This window comes from Cryobacterium sp. 10I1 (assembly GCF_035019805.1).
Classification (GTDB): domain Bacteria; phylum Actinomycetota; class Actinomycetes; order Actinomycetales; family Microbacteriaceae; genus Cryobacterium; species Cryobacterium glucosi.
Genome location: NZ_JASJVF010000057.1, coordinates 1 through 16,594 on the forward strand (window position 1 = coordinate 1; position 16,594 = coordinate 16,594).

13 protein-coding genes, 1 tRNA gene and 1 other RNA gene are annotated in these 16,594 nt (G+C 66.7%); 3 read left to right on the forward strand and 12 right to left on the reverse strand.

Going from position 1 to position 16,594, the window contains the following annotated elements; all coding sequences use genetic code 11:
- The 5 genes from QN345_RS07560 to QN345_RS07580 all read right to left on the reverse strand — a co-directional run.
- A partial coding sequence (locus QN345_RS07560; RefSeq protein WP_323508544.1) for a beta-galactosidase occupies positions 1-694 on the reverse strand: 694 nt, incomplete at its 3' end.
- A complete protein-coding gene (locus tag QN345_RS07565) occupies positions 691-2,229 on the reverse strand; it encodes an alpha-N-arabinofuranosidase (protein WP_322188478.1) in 1,539 nt (512 codons plus the stop codon). The genes QN345_RS07565 and QN345_RS07560, both read right to left, overlap by 4 nt.
- Before the next feature lie 43 nt (positions 2,230-2,272).
- Positions 2,273-3,637 carry an ABC transporter substrate-binding protein gene (locus QN345_RS07570; RefSeq protein WP_134449852.1) on the reverse strand — a complete coding sequence of 455 codons (1,365 nt, stop codon included), beginning with the start codon at positions 3,635-3,637 and terminating at the stop codon, positions 2,273-2,275.
- A 77-nt stretch (positions 3,638-3,714) separates the two neighbouring features.
- Complete coding sequence (locus QN345_RS07575) at positions 3,715-4,599, reverse strand: carbohydrate ABC transporter permease (RefSeq protein WP_241975181.1); 885 nt, start codon at positions 4,597-4,599, stop codon at positions 3,715-3,717.
- Positions 4,600-4,660: 61 nt separating this feature from the next.
- Complete coding sequence (locus tag QN345_RS07580) at positions 4,661-5,590, reverse strand: carbohydrate ABC transporter permease (protein WP_134449850.1); 930 nt, start codon at positions 5,588-5,590, stop codon at positions 4,661-4,663.
- 263 nt (positions 5,591-5,853) lie between these two features.
- On the opposite strand from QN345_RS07580, the gene QN345_RS07585 reads away from it, so the two are divergent.
- Positions 5,854-6,843: a LacI family DNA-binding transcriptional regulator gene (locus tag QN345_RS07585; RefSeq protein WP_134450071.1), complete on the forward strand. Its 990-nt coding sequence runs from the start codon at positions 5,854-5,856 to the stop codon at positions 6,841-6,843.
- Positions 6,844-6,994: 151 nt separating this feature from the next.
- On the opposite strand, the gene QN345_RS07590 is transcribed toward QN345_RS07585, so the two are convergent.
- The 4 genes from QN345_RS07590 to ffs all read right to left on the reverse strand — a co-directional run bounded on the left by QN345_RS07590 (position 6,995) and on the right by ffs (position 13,162).
- Positions 6,995-8,182, reverse strand: a complete 1,188-nt coding sequence (locus QN345_RS07590) for an acetate/propionate family kinase (RefSeq protein WP_134449849.1) — start codon at positions 8,180-8,182, stop codon at positions 6,995-6,997.
- Positions 8,179-10,404 (reverse strand): phosphate acetyltransferase, encoded by a 2,226-nt coding sequence (pta, locus tag QN345_RS07595; protein ID WP_134449848.1) that lies wholly within the window; start codon positions 10,402-10,404, stop codon positions 8,179-8,181. The genes QN345_RS07590 and pta overlap by 4 nt, the downstream gene beginning before the upstream one ends.
- A gap of 2 nt (positions 10,405-10,406) precedes the next feature.
- Positions 10,407-12,875 carry a phosphoketolase family protein gene (locus tag QN345_RS07600; protein ID WP_322188480.1) on the reverse strand — a complete coding sequence of 823 codons (2,469 nt, stop codon included), beginning with the start codon at positions 12,873-12,875 and terminating at the stop codon, positions 10,407-10,409.
- Between the two features lie 190 nt (positions 12,876-13,065).
- An RNA gene (gene ffs, locus QN345_RS07605) (signal recognition particle sRNA small type) lies at positions 13,066-13,162 on the reverse strand.
- Between the two features lie 120 nt (positions 13,163-13,282).
- On the opposite strand from ffs, the gene QN345_RS07610 reads away from it, so the two are divergent.
- Positions 13,283-13,370: transfer RNA gene (locus QN345_RS07610), tRNA-Ser, on the forward strand.
- A gap of 79 nt (positions 13,371-13,449) precedes the next feature.
- Here the strand turns inward: QN345_RS07610 and QN345_RS07615 are convergent.
- The 3 genes from QN345_RS07615 to QN345_RS07625 are packed head-to-tail and all read right to left on the reverse strand — an operon-like array spanning position 13,450 to position 15,797.
- Positions 13,450-13,701 (reverse strand): ferrous iron transport protein A, encoded by a 252-nt coding sequence (locus QN345_RS07615; RefSeq protein WP_134446880.1) that lies wholly within the window; start codon positions 13,699-13,701, stop codon positions 13,450-13,452.
- A 37-nt stretch (positions 13,702-13,738) separates the two neighbouring features.
- Complete coding sequence (locus tag QN345_RS07620) at positions 13,739-14,437, reverse strand: potassium channel family protein (RefSeq protein WP_134558026.1); 699 nt, start codon at positions 14,435-14,437, stop codon at positions 13,739-13,741.
- On the reverse strand, positions 14,430-15,797 hold the full coding sequence (locus tag QN345_RS07625; RefSeq protein WP_322137128.1) for a TrkH family potassium uptake protein: 1,368 nt from the start codon (positions 15,795-15,797) through the stop codon (positions 14,430-14,432). Before QN345_RS07625 ends, QN345_RS07620 begins: the two co-directional genes overlap by 8 nt.
- Before the next feature lie 104 nt (positions 15,798-15,901).
- Between QN345_RS07625 and QN345_RS07630 the strand changes: the two genes are divergently transcribed.
- Positions 15,902-16,519 (forward strand): hypothetical protein, encoded by a 618-nt coding sequence (locus tag QN345_RS07630; protein ID WP_322188482.1) that lies wholly within the window; start codon positions 15,902-15,904, stop codon positions 16,517-16,519.
- Positions 16,520-16,594 lie beyond the last annotated feature (75 nt).

Genomic DNA, 16,594 nt, shown 5'->3' on the forward strand with positions numbered 1-16,594 from the left:
GGATCTGGCTCCAGCTCGAGTAGTTCTGGGACCAGAACGCGGTGCCCCAGGCCCGGTTGAGTTCGACGAGCGAGCCGTACCGGCCTGCGAGCCAGCCGCGGAAGGCCGCAGCGGCGTCGTCAGAGTAGTCGTAGACGTTGTGGCAGCCGAGTTCGTTGCTGATGTGCCACATGGCGAGTGCGGGATGGCCGGCGTAGCGCATGGCCATCTTCTCGACGAGGGCCAGTGCGTACCGGCGGAAGACCGGTGAGGTCGGACGCCACTGCTGGCGGCCGCCGGGCCAGATGGTCTCGCCGAGCCGGTTCACGGGCAGCACCTCGGGGTGCGCCTCGGTCAGCCAGGGTGGCGGGCTCGCGGTTGCGGTGGCGAGGTCGACGGCGATGCCGTTGGCGTGCAGCAGGTCGAGGGCGCGGTCGAGCCAGCCGAAATCCCAGCTGTCGATGGTGGGCTGCAGCAGCGCCCAGGAGAAGATGCCGACGCTGACGATGTTCACGCCGGCCTCGCGCATCAGCCGCATGTCGTCGGCCCAGACCGCCTCCGGCCACTGTTCGGGGTTGTAGTCGGCGCCGTATGCGATACGTGCGGTTCCGGACGCCAGGCTCTCCGTTCCGTCGGCGAGGGTGTGCGCATCCGGCCAGCGCACCCAGCGGGTCGCTGTCGATGTTGCCGCGATGGTCGCGCTCATGGTGCTCATGACGCGCTCCGGGCGGCCAGGCGGACGATGGACCAGGACAGTGCCGGCAGCACCGCGGTGAGGCGGGCGCCGTCTTCCGACAGCGTCAGGCCCGTGAGCTCGACGGGTGCCACCGTCTCCTGATGATCGAGGGCATTCGTGCTGAACCGGTCGCCGCCGTCCGGGGCGTGCACGCTCCGCGCGGACCGGATCGCTCCGGCGGGTGCCCCGGCCAGGTCCACGTCCAGGGTGAGCGGGGTGGTGCTCGACCGGTTCACGAGATACAGCACGACCTCGTCGTCGGTGGCCGTCGCGGCGGCATCCGCTACGTCGACGGTGCCGTGGGCGACGGTTTCGTAGGTGTCGGAGTGGATCGCGGTGGCCAGCACGTCGCCGCGGGCTGCGCCCGTGGTCAACGCGAAGGGGAAGAACGTGGTCTGTCGCCAGGCCGGTCCGCCGGGTTCGGACCTGATCGGGGCGATCACATTCACGAGTTGGGCGAGGTTGGCCATCGAGACCCGGTCGCTGTTGCGCAGCAGGGAGATCAGCAGGGAACCGACGACGACGGCGTCGCTGACGTTGTACTCGTCTTCGATCAGGCGGGGGTGGGCGTTCCAGTCGCCGGTGAGCAGGTCCGCCTTGTCCACCTCGTTGAAGCGGGTCTGGTACCAGACGTTCCACTCGTCGACGCTGATGCCGATGAAGCGGTCGACGCCCCGTTCGGCCGCCACCTCGTCGACGATCGCGGCGACGTCTCCGATGAAGCGGTCCAGGCCGACGCCGGAGGCCAGGAAGCTGCCGAGGTCGCCGGGCTTCTCCTCGTAGTAGGCGTGCAGGGAGATGTGGTCGACGAGGTCGATGGTGTGCCCGAGCACCGTGCGTTCCCAGCTGCCGAAGGTGGGCATTTCGGCGTTGGAGCTGCCGGCGACGACGAGTTCGATGGTGGGGTCGACCCATTTCATCACCCGGGCGGTCTCGGCGGCGAGGCGCCCGTATTCCTCGGCGGTCTTGTGGCCGATCTGCCAGGGGCCGTCCATTTCGTTGCCGAGGCACCAGACGCGGATGCCGAACGGTTCCGTGCGACCGTTGGCCCTGCGCTCCTCGGAGCGGGTGGTGCCCCCCGGGTGGTTGGCGTATTCGAGCAGGGCCGCGGCTTCCGCGACGCCCCGGGTGCCCAGGTTCACGGCCTGCATCACCTCGACGCCCGCGGTCTCCGCCCAGGCCGCGAATTCGTGCAGGCCGACCTCGTTGGTCTCGATGCTGTGCCACGCCACGTCGAGGCGCACGGGGCGCGTGTCGCGGGGGCCGACGCTGTCTTCCCAGCGGAAGCCGGAGACGAAGTTGCCTCCGGGATAGCGGACGAGGCTCGGGTTCAGTTCCCGCACCAGGTCGAGCACGTCCTGGCGGAATCCCTCCGCATTCGCGGCGGGATGACCGGGCTCGTAGATGCCCGTGTACACGGCGCGGCCCATGTGTTCGACGAAGGAGCCGAAGATCCGGGGCGAAACGGGTGCCACAACGTTGTCGCGGGTGATGCTGAGCCGGGCGTGCAACACGGGAGAAGATCCTCTTTGTTCGGTACGACGGTGGCGCAGGATGCTACTTGCTGGTGACGGTGAAGCCCTGCTGGTTGCCGTAGTCCGCGGTGGCCTTCTGCCACGCGGTCAACCCGGCATTGAGGTCGGACTTGGCGGCATACGCCTGGCCGACCGTGTCCTTGAAGATGCTGTTCGAGTAGACCTGGAACGGGAGGTAGCTCCAGCCGGGAACGACGTCCTTCGCGGACTGCACGAGGACCTGGTTGATCTTCTGGCCGCCGAAGTAGTCGCTCGTGGCGTTCAGGAACGCGTCGGAGTTCAGGTCGGCGACGGTCGACGGGAATCCGCCGGCGTCGATCGAGATCTGGGTGCCCGCGCCCTCGTTCATGTACTGGAGGAAACCGGCTGCGACGAGCTTGTTCTTGCTCTGCTCGAGGATGGCATCTCCACCGCCGCCGTTCTCGGCGCTTGCCTTGTCGCCTGCCGTGTACGTCGGCAGCGGTGCGACCCGCCAGTCACCGGCGGCTTCCTTCACACCGGACTCGAGGTTGCCGGGCATCCAGGCACCGATGTTGAGGGTGGCGATGGTGCCGTCGCCGAGGCCCTTGTACCATTCGTCGCTCCAGCTGGGCGTTGCGGCGAGGAGGTCGTTGCTGAGCAGCGTGTTCCAGGTGTCTGCGAACTTCTTCGAGCCCGCGTCCTGGAGGTTGATGCTGACCTTGGTGGAGTCCGTCGTGGTGTACGGCTGGCCGCCGGCCTGCCAGATCATGCTCGTGGTGAAGCCGGCGTCGCCGGTGTCGTTGGTGATGTAGGCGTTCGGGTTGGCCTCGTGCAGCTTCTTGGCCGTTGCGACGTACTCGTCCCAGGTGGTGGGAACGGTGAGGCCGTACTTGTCGAAGACGGCCTTGTTGTAGAACATGGCCATGGGGCCGGAGTCCTGCGGGAGGGCGTAGATGCCGTCGCCGAGCTTGACCGATCCCCAGGTGCTGTCGGTGTATTCGGACGCGTACGAGTCGAAGCCGTATGCGCTGAGGTCGGCGAGCGACTTGGACAACGCGAACTGCGGAAGCGCGTAATACTCGATCTGGGCGATGTCCGGCGCGCCGGACCCTGCCTTGATCGCGTTCTGGAGCTTGATGTACTGATCGTTGCCGGTTCCCGCGTTGACGACCTTGACGGTCACATTCGGGTGTTCCTTCTCGAACGCCGCGGCGATCTTCTCCACGGCCGGGGCCCACGCCCAGACGGTGATGGTCGACTTCTCGTTCAGGGCCGCGGTGATGTCCGCGGCGCTGGCGGTCGACGATGCTGTCGATCCGGTTCCGGATCCGGAACACGCTGCGAGGGACATGCTGAGCGCGAGTCCGGTGGCGACGACGACCGCGGTGCGACGCAGTGCCTTCCTGGTGCTGTGTGGTGCTTTCATGAAATGCCTTTCACTTCCTTGTAAATGGATGAACTGCGATGCGGGACAGGTGGTGCGGTCGAATGGGTCGGGGGGGGTCACGCCTTGACGCTGCCGGCGGCGAGGCCGGACTGCCAGTAGCGCTGCAGGAACAGGAACGCGACGACGATCGGGATGATTGTGAGCATCGAACCGGTGATCACGAGGTTGTAGATCACGTCGCCGCCGACGGTCTGGGCCTGATTGCTCCACTGCTTGAGTCCGACGGTGAGCGGGTACCAGGTCGGTTCGCTCAGCATGATCAGGGGCAGGAAGTAGTTGTTCCAGGTGGCCACGAGGGTGAACAGGAGCACGGTCACGAGGCCTGGGGCGAGGAGCTTGAGGGAGATGGTGAAGAAGGTGCGGAATTCGCCTGCCCCGTCCATGCGTGCGGCCTCGAGTACCTCGGTCGGCACGGCATCGAGGGCGTAGGTCCAGATCAGGTACAGACCGAACGGGCTGATCAACGAGGGCAGGATGACCGCCCAGGGCGTGTTCGTGAGGCCCATCTGGCTGAACATGAGGAAGGTCGGGACCGCGAGGGCCGTGCCGGGGATCGCCACGGCACCGAGCACGACGGCGAAGACGGCCTTCTTGCCCGGGAAGTTGAATTTGGCCAGCCCGTAGCCGCCGAGTGCCGCGAGGAAGGTGGCCCCTCCCGCCCCGACGACGACGTACATCAGGGTGTTCCCGAACCAGCGGACGAAGACTCCGTCGTTGTAGGTGACGGTTGCGACGATGTTGTCCCAGAGTGCGTTCGGGCCGCTGAACCAGAGGCCGAAGGAGTTGAGCAGCTCGGCCTGGGTCTTGGTCGAGTTCACGAAGAGCCAGAACAAGGGCAGCAGGCTGTAGAGGACCAGCGCGCCCATGATGATGGTGAGCAGGATCGACTTCTTTGTGTGCAGGCCCTGGTTGGACTTGTTCGTCCGGGTGTAGCGGGACATCCGTGGGGCCCTGGCCTGGCTTGCGGGCACGTTCACTCTGGCCTGGTCAGTGGTGGACATCTCAGACCTCCTTCCGCGAACCGGAGTTCTGCACGATGTAGGCGATGACGGCAGTGAAGAGGCCGACGATGATCGCGATGGTGGCCGAATAGTTGTACTGCTGGCCCGCGAACGACAGGTTGTACGCGTACATGTTCGGGGAGAAATAGGTCGAGATGGTGTTGGGCGCCAGGGACTGCAGGATGCTCGGCTCGTTGAAGAGCTGGAAGCTGCCGATGACCGAGAAGATGCCGCCGATCACGATGGCGGGACGCAGCGCCGGCATCTTGATGCTGCGGATGATGCGGAAGGCGCCGGCGCCGTCGAGGGAGGCCGCCTCATAGAGGTCGGTCGGGATCACCCGGAGCGCCGCATAGAACAGGATCATGTTGTAGCCGATGAATTCCCAGGTGACGATGTTGCCGATGCTCGCGAGCACCCAGCTGCTCCCGAGCGGGTCAGGAATGGCGAGGTGGAAGAAGTCGTTGAGATTGCCGACCAGGCCGAACTTCGTGCCGTACATGAAGCCCCACATCAGGGTGGCGACCACCGCGGGAACGGCGTACGGCAGGAAGATCGCGATGCGGAAGAAGCTGGACAGGTGCAGGCGCGCACTGTCGATCGCGAGGGCGGCGAAGAGTGCGATACCGAGCATGATCGGAACCTGTACGACGAAGAACAGGGTCACCCGCCCCATCGACTCCCAGAACTGGGGATCCGTGAGCGCCTGGCCGTAGTTCGCGAAGCCGACGAAGGAGTTGCCCCCGACGAGCTGTTCCTTGAAGAAGCTCAGGTAGATCGAATACAGCACCGGAGCGATCAGGACGAGGGTGAAGACGACCATGAACGGGGCGATGAACTTCCAGCCGGTCCAGTCGCGCTTCTGCACGTGCGGCTTCCGTGGGCCGGAAAGCGCCTGGCCGCTGGGGGTGAGCGTTGACAGCGTCGTCATTCCTGTTTCTCTGACTCGATAGTGTGGTGCGGCGGATGATGGAGTTCGAGGTTCCTGGTCATGTTTGCGTAAACATGACGTGTAAGCACGCTAGCATGTTTACGTAAACATACGGAAGCATTTTCCGGGACCCGGGAGGGAACGTGGCAAAGATCAGCCCCGCTGAAGGCGCCGGCACCTCCGCGCCCTCGACTCCCCCGAGTCACCCGACTCACCCGACTCCCCAGAGTCCCCTGACCCGCGGTGTGCAGCGCCTGCCGTCGATGGCGGATGTCGCGGCCCTGGCCGGCGTCTCGTCCCAGACCGTTTCCCGGGTGGTGAACGCCCGCAGCAATGTCGACTCCGACACCCGGGACCGCGTGCTCGCGGCCATGGATGAGATCGGCTACCGCCCGAACAGCGCCGCCCGCGCCCTCAAGTCGGGCCGGTTCAGCACCATCGGCGTGATCATGTTCACCCTGTCGAGCTTCGGCAACATGCGCACGCTCGACGCGGTGGCGATGGCGGCCGCGGAGGCCGGGTACTCGATCACCCTCATCCCGGTGACGAGACCCACCCAGGGTGCGGTCACCGGCGCCGTGACCCGGCTGGCCGAGCAGGCCGTCGACGGCATCGTGATCATCATGGAAGCCCACATGCTCGACCGGATCGACGTGACCGTGCCGACCGGGCTTCCCGTCGTCATCGTCGACTCCGACGCCGGTTCCCGGTACACGGTCGTCGACACCGACCAGACCGAGGGCGCCCGCCTGGCCACCCAGCACCTGCTCGACCTCGGTCACCGCACGGTCTGGCACATCGCCGGCCCGGAGTCCTCCTTCTCGGCCGGTCGCCGCACGGCGTCGTGGCGCAACACCCTGAAGGCGGCCGGTGCCCCGGTGCCCCCCGTGCTCGAAGGGGACTGGAGTGCGCAGAGCGGCTACGTGCACGGGGTGACCCTCGCCGCCGACCCGCTCGTCACGGCCATCTTCGCGTCCAACGACCAGATGGCCCTCGGTGTGATGCGCGCGATGCATGAGGCCGGCCGGGCCCTGCCCGCCGACGTGAGCGTCGTCGGCTTCGACGACATGCGCGAGTCCGGTGAATTCTGGCCCCCACTGACGACGGTGCACCAGGACTTCGCCCAGGTCGGCCGGCTCTGCATCGAGAAGCTCCTGCGGCAGATCGATTCCCCCGGTGCGTCCGTTCCTGGCACCACGATCGTGCCCACGCACCTCGTGGTGCGCGGAAGCACAGCCCCCAGAACCGCCTGAGGTATCCGCCACGCCCCGTTCGCGAGAGCGCACTTTTGGCCCCTAAACCGCCGTTTTAAGGGCCAAAAGTGCACTCTCGCGAGCAGTAGCGGGGTGCGTTAACGCACGCGACGGCCGCCCCCGAAGGGAGCGGCCGTCGACTTCGGTGCTGCTAGATGACGGCGAGGGTCTGGCGAGCGATCTCCAGCTCCTCGTTCGTCGGGATGACGAGCACGGTGACCTTCGAGTCATCGGTCGAGATGACGCGGGCGACCCGGGAGAACGGGTCGTTCTTCGCCGGGTCGATCTCGATGCCGAGGAATTCGAGTCCGGCGAGGGCGCCGGCCCGGATGATTCCCGAATTCTCGCCGATACCGGCGGTGAAGACGATCACGTCGAGTCCACCGAGCTGGGCGATGTAGTTGCCCACGTAACCGCGGATGCGGTGGTAGTAGACGTCGAGGGCAGCCTGGGCGACCGCGTCCCCGGCTATCGCGGCGTCCTCGACGTCGCGCATGTCACCGTTGCCGGTCAGTCCGAGCATGCCGCTCTTCTTGTTCAGCAGGGTGTCGAGCTCTTCGATCGACATGCCGGCCTTGCGGTGCAGGTGGAACAGCACGGCGGGGTCGATGTCGCCGGAGCGGGTACCCATGACGAGTCCCTGCAGCGGGGTGAGGCCCATCGAGGTGTCGATGGACTTTCCACCGTCGACCGCGCACGCCGACGCCCCGTTTCCGAGGTGCAGCACGATGGTCTTGAGCTCGGCGAGCGGGCGGCCGAGGAACTCCGCAGCGGCTTCGGACACGAACTTGTGCGAGCTGCCGTGTGCTCCATAACGACGGATGCCGTACTCGGCGGCCAGCGCGGTGTCGATCGCGTAGGTGTACGCCGGTGCCGGCATCGTCTGGTGGAACGACGTGTCGAAGACGGCGACGTGGGGCACGTCCGGGAACTGTGCCCTGGCCGCGTTGATGCCCTGAACGTGTGCCGGGTTGTGGAGCGGCGCGAGGTCGGAGAGCGCGCTGATCTGGGCGAGCACCTCGTCATCGATCACGGTCGGACCCTGGAAGATACTGCCACCCTGCACGACCCGGTGGCCGACGGCCACAAGGTTCGCCGTGCTGAGCTGCGGGCCGCTGGCGGCGAACGCGGCGAGCATCACGGCGAATCCGGCGGTGTGGTCCGGGATCGGCAGCGTCTGCTCGACGCGGTCGGAACCGGCGGCGGTGTGACGGGCGTGCCCGCTCGCCTCACCGATGCGCTCGACGAGACCGCTCGCGAGCTCGGTCTCCGTCTGCATGTCGATCAGCTGGTACTTGAACGACGAGGAACCGGAGTTGATGACCAGGACGGCGCTCATGCTGAGACCGTCGCAGTCGCGGCAGCAGCGGCGGCAGCGGAGTCGAGTGACGCCGCCTGGATTGCGGTGATCGCAACGGTGTTGACGATGTCCTGCACAAGTGCTCCTCGGGAAAGGTCGTTGATCGGTTTGCGCAAGCCCTGCAGGACAGGGCCGAGCGCGAGGGCGCCAGCACTGCGCTGGACGGCCTTGTAGGTGTTGTTGCCGGTGTTGAGGTCCGGGAAGATGAAGACGGTGGCCCGGCCGGCCACGGCCGAAGCCGGCATCTTCACAGCGGCGACAGCAGCATCCGCTGCCGCGTCGTACTGGATCGGGCCCTCGATGAGAAGGTCGGGGCGACGCTCGCGGACGAGCGCGGTCGCGGCGCGGACCTTGTCGACGTCCGCCCCCTTGCCCGACTCGCCTGTCGAGTACGACAGCATCGCGATGCGCGGCTCGATGCCGAACTCGACGGCCGTCTCCGAAGCGGAGATGGCGATGTCGGCGAGCTGCTCTGCGGTCGGGTCGGGGTTCACGGCGCAGTCACCGTAGACGAGGACCTTGTCCGCGAGGGCCATCAGGAACACGCTCGACACGACGGACGTGTTCGGGCGGGTCTTGATGATCTCGAAGCTCGGGCGGATCGTGTGCGCCGTGGTGTGCGTCGCACCGGAGACCATGCCGTCGGCCAGTCCCATCTGCACCATCATCGTGCCGAAGTAGGACACGTCGGTGACGACGTCCCTGGCCTGGTCGATGGTGACGCCCTTGTGAGCGCGCAGGCGGGCGTACTCTGTGGCGAACTTGGTGCGGAGCTCCTCGTTGAAGGGGCTGATCACCTGGGCCTTCCCGATGTCGATGCCGAGCCCGATCGCGCGGGAGCGGACCTCGACCTCTTCCCCGAGAATGATGATGTCTGCGACATCGCGGGCCAGCAGGGTCGCGGCGGCGCGCAGCACGCGGTCGTCCTCCCCCTCGGGCATCACGATGCGCTTGCGGTTCTTCCGGGCACGTTCGAGCAGCGTGTACTCGAACATGAGCGGCGTCACGACGTCGGCGCGGCTCACCTTGAGGCGATCGAGCAGAACGGATGCCTCGACGTGGCCTTCGAAGAGGGCGAGCGCGGTGTCGAGCTTGCGCTGCGAATCCGCGGCCATCCGGCCGGGGGTGTGCGTGATGCGCACCGCGGCCTCGTAGGACGCGAGTTCGGTACGGATGATCGGCACCGAAGAAGCGAGCCCCTCGACGAGCTGTTCGATCTCCGTCGGGAGGTCGAAGCCGCCGACGAGGATGATGCCCGCGATCGAGGGGAACGTCGCAGAGGAGTTCGCCATCAGCACGGCGAGGAGCACATCGGGACGGTCGCTCGGGATGAGCACGACGGCCCCGTCGAACAGGCGGGGCAACACGTTCACCATCGACATCGCCGCGACGACGACTCCGAGGGCCTCACGGGACAGGAGCGCGGGGTCCCCCTTGACGAGGGTTCCCTTCACGGCCTTGAGGATGCTCTTCATGCTCGGTGCGACGATGTACGGGTCCTCGGGAAGCGCCCAGACCGGCACGTTCGCGAGTTCGCTTCCGGGGGCGTCGACGACGTCGCGGACGGCGCCGATCACGTCGTCCAGGCGCGTCGGATCTGCCCGGTTGACGATGACGCCGAGCAGCGAGACGTGCTCGTTGCGCAGTTCGGCGATGGTGACATCCGTCAACTGGCGGATGTCGTCCGGCGTGCGCGGGTCGCTCTGGCCGAGCCTGTCATCCTGGTTGAGCGTCTCGCCCTGGCCGGAGCCCACGCGTCCACCGAGAACCAGCAGCACAGGGACGCCCAGGTTGGCGGCGATGCGGAGGTTGAAGGCGAGCTCGGTGGGGCTGCCGACGTCGGTGTAATCGCTTCCGATGACGACGACCGCGTCACACTGGGCCTCGACGGCCTTGTAACGCTGCACGATACGGCCGAGTGCCGCATCGGGGTCGAGGTGGACTTCGTCATAATGTACGCCTACGCATTCGTCGTAGGTGAGCGGGGTGCTCGTTGCAGCGGTCGCACTTGCGGCCTTGCCTGCGGAGAGGTGCTCGAGCAGGAGCTCGAGCACGTAGTCGGGATGGTTGGAAGAACGGGCGACGGGACGGAAAACGCCGACCCGTTCGACCGAACGAAGCAGGGTGTCCAGAACACCCAGCGCGATCGTAGATTTGCCTGTATAACCCTCGGCGGAGGTGATGTAGATACTGTCAGCCACGATTAGACGTTATCCCCACCTGTGGAAAGTCCCACATCGACCGGGGTGGCGCCGATGCCGTTCGCATCCCACACCCACTCGGTGACCGCGGGAATGTCCTCACCGAACGCACGCGTGTAGCCGCGGGCGCGGAGGCGGGCATCCTGCATCTCCTGGCGGAGAACACCGGCGCGCGCGCCGAGTCCGGGGACGCGGTCGATAACGTCCATCACCAGGTGATACCGGTCGAGGTCGTTGAGCATGACCATGTCGAACGGTGTCGTCGTGGTGCCGTTTTCCTTGTACCCGCGGGCGTGCAGGTTCGCGTGTCCGTGGCGCTTGTAGGTCAGGCGGTGGATCAGCCACGGGTACCCGTGGTATGCGAACACGATCGGCTTGTTCGCGGTGAAGTAGGCGTCGAACTCGGCGTCGCTGAGTCCGTGCGGGTGGTCCGCCTCGGACTGCAGGCGCATCAGGTCGACGACGTTGACGACGCGGACCTTGAGGTCGGGCATCGCTTCGCGCAGGATCGCGGCGGCGGCGAGGATCTCGAGGGTCGGGACCTCTCCGGCTGCGGCGAGGACGACATCCGGTTCGGTGCCGGCGATTTCGGTGCCTGCCCAGTCGAAGATGCCGAGGCCGCGGTCGCAGTGTGCGACGGCCTGGTCCATGGTGAGCCAGTTCGGCGCGGGCTGCTTGCCTGCGACGACGACGTTCACGTAGTCGACGCTGCGCAGGCAGTGGTCGTAGATCGAGAGCAGCGTGTTCGCGTCGAAGGGCAGGTAGACGCGCACGACATCCGCGCTCTTGTTCACGACGTGGTCGATGAAGCCCGGGTCCTGGTGGGAGAAGCCGTTGTGGTCCTGGCGCCAGACGTGCGAGGAGAGCAGGTAGTTGAGGCTCGAGATCGAGCGGCGCCACGGGATCTCGCGGGTGACCTTGAGCCACTTCGCGTGCTGGTTGAACATCGAGTCGACGATGTGGATGAAGGCCTCGTAGCAGTTGAACAGGCCATGGCGACCGGTGAGCAGGTAGCCCTCGAGCCAGCCCTGGCACTGGTGCTCGCTGAGCATCTCCATGATGCGGCCGGCGCGTTCGAGGTTGGTGTCGCCCTCGTGGTATTCGGCGTTCCAGGTCTTCTCCGTCGCAGCGAACACGGCGGGGGCGAGACGGTTGGATGCTGTCTCATCCGGCCCGAAGATCCGGAAGTTGTCTGGGTTGTCCCTGATGACATCCGCGAGCCAGGTTCCGAGGACCTTCGTGGCCTCATCCGTCGTGGCTCCAGGGGAGGGAACATCGACGGCATAGTCGTGGAAGTCGGGAAGGCGCAGATCCTTGCGGAGCAGGCCGCCGTTGGAGACGGGGTTCGCGCTCATCCGCAGCTCACCGTCCGGGGCGAGCCCGGTGATCTTCGCGACCGGCGCACCGGACTCGTCGAACAGTTCTTCGGGACGGTAGGAGGCGAGCCAGCCCTCGAGGAGGCGGGTGTGCGCCTCGGTGTCGCGGGCGTTGCTGAGCGGCACCTGGTGCGAACGCCAGGAGTCGACGACCTTAAGGCCGTCGATCGTGGTCGGGCAGGTCCAGCCCTTGGGGGTGCGCAGGATGATCATGGGCCAGCGCGGACGCTCGGTGTCGCCGGCGAGGGCGCGGGCCTTGATGTCGGCGATCTCGTTGAGCACCTCGTCGAGGGTCTCGGCCATGCGCTGGTGGACGAGGAGCGGGTCTTCCTCGTTGAATCCGCCGGAAACGATGTACGGCTTGTGGCCGTAACCGCGCATCAGGTCGAGGAGTTCCTCTTCGGGGATGCGGGCGAGGATGGTCGGGTTGGCGATCTTGTACCCGTTGAGGTGCAGGATCGGCAGCACGACGCCGTCGACGAGCGGGTCGACGAACTTGTTGGAGTGCCAGCTGGTGGCGAGCGGTCCGGTCTCGGCCTCGCCGTCGCCGACGACGGCCGCGACGAGCAGGTCGGGGTTGTCGAACGCGGCGCCGTAAGCGTGGCTGAGCGCGTAGCCGAGCTCGCCGCCCTCGTGGATCGAACCGGGGGTCTCCGGTGAAGCGTGGCTCGGGATTCCGCCCGGGAAGGAGAACTGGCGGAACAGGGCCTTGACGCCGCGTTCGCTCTGCTCGACACCGGGGTAGATCTCGGTGTACGTACCGTCGAGGTATGCGTTGGCGACCATGCCGGGCCCACCGTGGCCGGGGCCGGTGACGTAAAGGGTGCTGATCTTGCGTTCCTGGATCGCGCGGTTCAGGTGGGCATAAATGAAGTTGAGTCCGGGGGTCGTTCCCCAGTGCCCGAGCAGGCGGGGCTTAATGTGGTCGCGGGTCAACGGTTCCCGCAATAACGGATTGTCGAGCAGGTAGATCTGCCCCACCGAAAGATAATTCGCGGCTCGCCACCAGGCGTCTACGCTCGCGAGCGCTTCATCGCTCAGCGGACGTGGCTGCTGGGTGGGCCACAAGAAGGTTTTATCGGACGTGTTGACCATGGGTGCCTCCGGCACTGTCGGGGCGCGATCCGCGCATAGCCCAGTCTATGAGTAGATATGGAATCGTTATCACGGAATTGTGCGCAGTATGCGACGCGCGCGTAGTGACTAGTGCGCGGCATGCCCAGACCTCGGCCCGGGTGGGCGTCAGAGTGCCCTGCGGAATCCGCTTTTCGAGGCCGCGGGGGCATGAAAAAACTCCTCGCGCACCCACCAGAGCCCAGTTACCCTTGCTACGTTTCCGTCCTGGGGGAGTTGGCTGAGATAGCGCCACGCGAGGAGCCGCTCCCAGTTTATGCGCAAAGCCGCACCGAGCCAAAAGCAGGTCCCTGCGCAGCGCGTTCTCAAGTGCCTTCAGAAACAGGTAAGATTCTTCGAGGTTGTTACCTTCGGGAAATGACCGGCCAGGAGAATTCGCCTAGTGGCCTATGGCGCACGCTTGGAAAGCGTGTTGGGTGAGAGCCCTCGGGGGTTCGAATCCCCCATTCTCCGCCAGTAAAGAATCATCAACAGGTGAGCGCACAGCGCCCACAGCCGGGGTTCGAATCCCCCATTCTCCGCCAGTAGAGACTCGTCAGTCGGCGAACGGATGCCGGGGCGCACGCGGCGCCGGCGGCGGCGGCACTTCCTTCGCGGCCACGATCTCGGCAAGCACGATCGTGACGAGACCGCGTTTCGTCTCGACCACGCAGTCGGCCGGACCGCACGCGCGGAGGTAGCCGACGGCATCCGTCACGCCGCCCTCGATGGTGCGGCGCACGACGACGCGGGTCCCGATCGCGGCCTCTGTCACGAAGCGGGCGGCGGCCACTGCTGCACTACTCATAGGGCGAGCCTACGCGGCGCCAACCTCTGCGCCGGCCTTAGCGCAGCCTGCTGAACGCCTCGACCCGCTCGGTCTCCCCCGCGACGAGGATCACATCGCCGGCCTCGAGAACCGTCTCGAGGGTCGTGTAGCTCCAGCCGGCCCCCTCGTGGAAGAACGCGGTCACGGTCACGCCGTGCACCGGACGCACCCGGGACTCGCCGAGCGAGACCCCCACGATCACGCGAGGGGGCGCCATCTTGACGAGGGCGAAGTTCTCGCCGATCTCGAGATAGTCCTGCATCACCCCGCGCACGAGGTGCGCGACCCGCTTGCCCATGTCCTTCTCCGGATAGATCACGTGGGTCACGCCGAGCTGGTCGAGGATCGCGCCGTGCGGTTCGCTCACCGCCTTGGCCCAGATGTTGCCGATCCCGAGCTTGAGCAGCAGCGACGCCGTGAGGATGTTCGCCTGGATGTCGCCGCCGATCGCGACGACCGCTGTGCTGAAGTCGGCGACCGCGAGCTGGCGGAGGGTCTCCTCTTTCGTCGAGTCTGCGCGCACGACGTGGGTGAGCAGGCCGTTGTGCGCCTGGACGATATCGGCATCGCCGTCGATCCCGAGCACCTCGGTGCCGCTTTTCATCAGCTCGAGGGCGAGGGAGCTGCCGAACCGGCCGAGGCCGATCACGACAACGGCGTCCTCCTGGGTGAGACGGGAGGACGAGCGACGCCCGAAGAGGGAGAACTTAGCCAATGATCGGCCTTTCTATGGGGAGTTCAAAGGTGCTGGGCCGCTGCCGGAGTGCGAGGGCGGACGCGAAGGCGATCGGGCCGAGCCTGCCGATGAACATGAGCAGCATCAGCACGACCTGCCCGCCGGGAGGAATGGCCGCGGTGATGCCGGTCGAGAGCCCCACGGTAGCAAAGGCAGAGATCACCTCGAAGAGCAGCGCGTCGAGGCTGAAATCGGTCAGGAGCATCAGGATGACGGTGGAGAAGGCGATAACGGCCACGGCGATCAGCACGATCGTGATGGCCTGGCGTTGCACCGAGCGGGCGAGCTGCTTGCCGAACACGGTGACCGTCCCTTCGCCGCGAATCTCCGCGACGAGGACGAAGAACAGGACGGCGAAGGTCGTGATCTTGATGCCGCCCGCGGTTCCGGCGGGGCCGCCGCCGATCAGCATGAGCACGTCGGTGCCGAGCAGGCTCGCCGAGTCCATCTGGCCCCAGTCGATGCTGTTGAAGCCCGCCGTGCGCGCCTGGACCGACTGGAAGAATCCGACCAGGATCTTGTCCGACCAGCCCAACGGCCCGAGGGTCGACGGGTTCGACCACTCGACCGCTGTGAGGTACACGGCGCCTGCAACGAGGAGCACAACGGTGCCCGCGAGCACGAGCCGGGTGTTCATCACCCATTTCCGGGGCAGGCGCGGGTACCGGCGCAGCTGCACGAGCACGGGGAAGCCGAGACCGCCGAGGATGACCGCCGCGGCGAGCGGGAGGCAGACCCACGGGTCGGTCGCGTAGGAGATCATGTTGTCGCTGAACAGGGCGAACCCCGCGTTGTTGAACGAGGACACCGCGTGGAACAGCCCGAGCCAGAGCGCCCTCCCGAGCGGCTCGCCGTAGCCGAAGAGGAACCGCAGGCTCAGCACCACGGCGACGCAGAGCTCGATCAGCACGGATGTCCCCACGACGCCGAGCACCAGACCGCGCACGTCCTCGAGTCCGACGCTCTTGACCTCGGCAGCGGCAGTGATCCGGGAGCGGAGGCTCATCTTCCGCAGCACCGAGAGCCCGACGACGGACGCGAACGTCATGATGCCGAGGCCGCCCACCTGGATCAGGAGCATGATCACGACCTGCCCGAAGGGCGCCCAGTGCGTCGCGGTGTCGACGACGACGAGCCCGGTGACGCAGACCGCGCTCGTCGCGGTGAAGATCGCCTCGAGCAGGCTCGACCCACCGGGACCCACCCGCGCGATCGGCAGCATCAGCAGCGCTGTGCCGACGAGGATCGCCAGCGCGAAGGCCGCGACGCCGGCCTGGGCCGGGTGCGCCCGGAATCTCGGTGGCTGCGCGCGGCGGTGCGCGCTGGGAGAGTCTGGCACGAGCCCACTCTACGGATTCCAATCCGCCTCGACGAGGGCTCCGGACTACTTGTGCGGCCCGGGGAATACCCGAGGCCGGACCAGAACTACGAAATGGAGCTCTCATGAACACCATCACGAAGCGTCTCACCGCATTCGGAATCACCGGAGTCGCGGCATCCGCCCTCATCGTCTGCGGCTTCGTCGCCCCGGCGCAGGCAGCGGAAACCGGTACGGTCTCCCCCTCGGGCAGTGACAGCAGCAGCCTGGCCAACACGGTCGACTTCGGCCTGCTGAACGACGCGCTGCGCGGCATCGACGCGAACGGGTCCGGCCTGAACAGGTCCGGCGCGAACGGAACCAGCACGGATGCCCTCGGCGGCGGCGTGCTGAACGCCCCGCTGGTTTCCGGCCCGGTCGTCTCGGGCAACTCCGTCGGAAACGGCGCCTCGATCGGCAACGGCACCTCCGTCCCGGTCGCGTCCGGCAATGACGTCCCGGTCGCCTCCGGCAACGACACGGCCGTCACGGCTCCCGTGACCGCTCCGCTCACCACCGACACGACCGCGCCCGTCACCGCTCCTGTCACCGCTCCGGCCGGCAACGGCACCTCGGCGTCGGTCGATGACATCGGTGCGAGCGTCAGCGACATCGTCGACGGTGCCCTCAGCGGCTCCGGCAGCACCGGCGCCACGAACGGCACCGGCACCGGAATCGACCTCGGCGGCATCCTCGGCCGCTGACCCGGCCCGCACGACCGGCTGCACCGCAGCCTCCACCCGGAACCGGGGGGGGCGCCGCCCCCCGGGCGCCCCGGG

What these genes read in the sequence shown, in the direction of transcription:
- QN345_RS07600 (WP_322188480.1), bottom strand. Translation starts at nt 12,875, where the DNA reads ATGGTCAACACGTCCGATAAAACCTTCTTGTGGCCCACCCAGCAGCCA.
- QN345_RS07585 (WP_134450071.1), top strand. Translation starts at nt 5,854, where the DNA reads ATGGCGGATGTCGCGGCCCTGGCCGGCGTCTCGTCCCAGACCGTTTCC.
- QN345_RS07630 (WP_322188482.1), top strand. Translation starts at nt 15,902, where the DNA reads ATGAACACCATCACGAAGCGTCTCACCGCATTCGGAATCACCGGAGTC.
- QN345_RS07590 (WP_134449849.1), bottom strand. Translation starts at nt 8,182, where the DNA reads ATGAGCGCCGTCCTGGTCATCAACTCCGGTTCCTCGTCGTTCAAGTAC.
- QN345_RS07570 (WP_134449852.1), bottom strand. Translation starts at nt 3,637, where the DNA reads ATGAAAGCACCACACAGCACCAGGAAGGCACTGCGTCGCACCGCGGTC.
- QN345_RS07580 (WP_134449850.1), bottom strand. Translation starts at nt 5,590, where the DNA reads ATGACGACGCTGTCAACGCTCACCCCCAGCGGCCAGGCGCTTTCCGGC.
- QN345_RS07615 (WP_134446880.1), bottom strand. Translation starts at nt 13,701, where the DNA reads ATGAGTAGTGCAGCAGTGGCCGCCGCCCGCTTCGTGACAGAGGCCGCG.
- QN345_RS07575 (WP_241975181.1), bottom strand. Translation starts at nt 4,599, where the DNA reads ATGTCCCGCTACACCCGGACGAACAAGTCCAACCAGGGCCTGCACACA.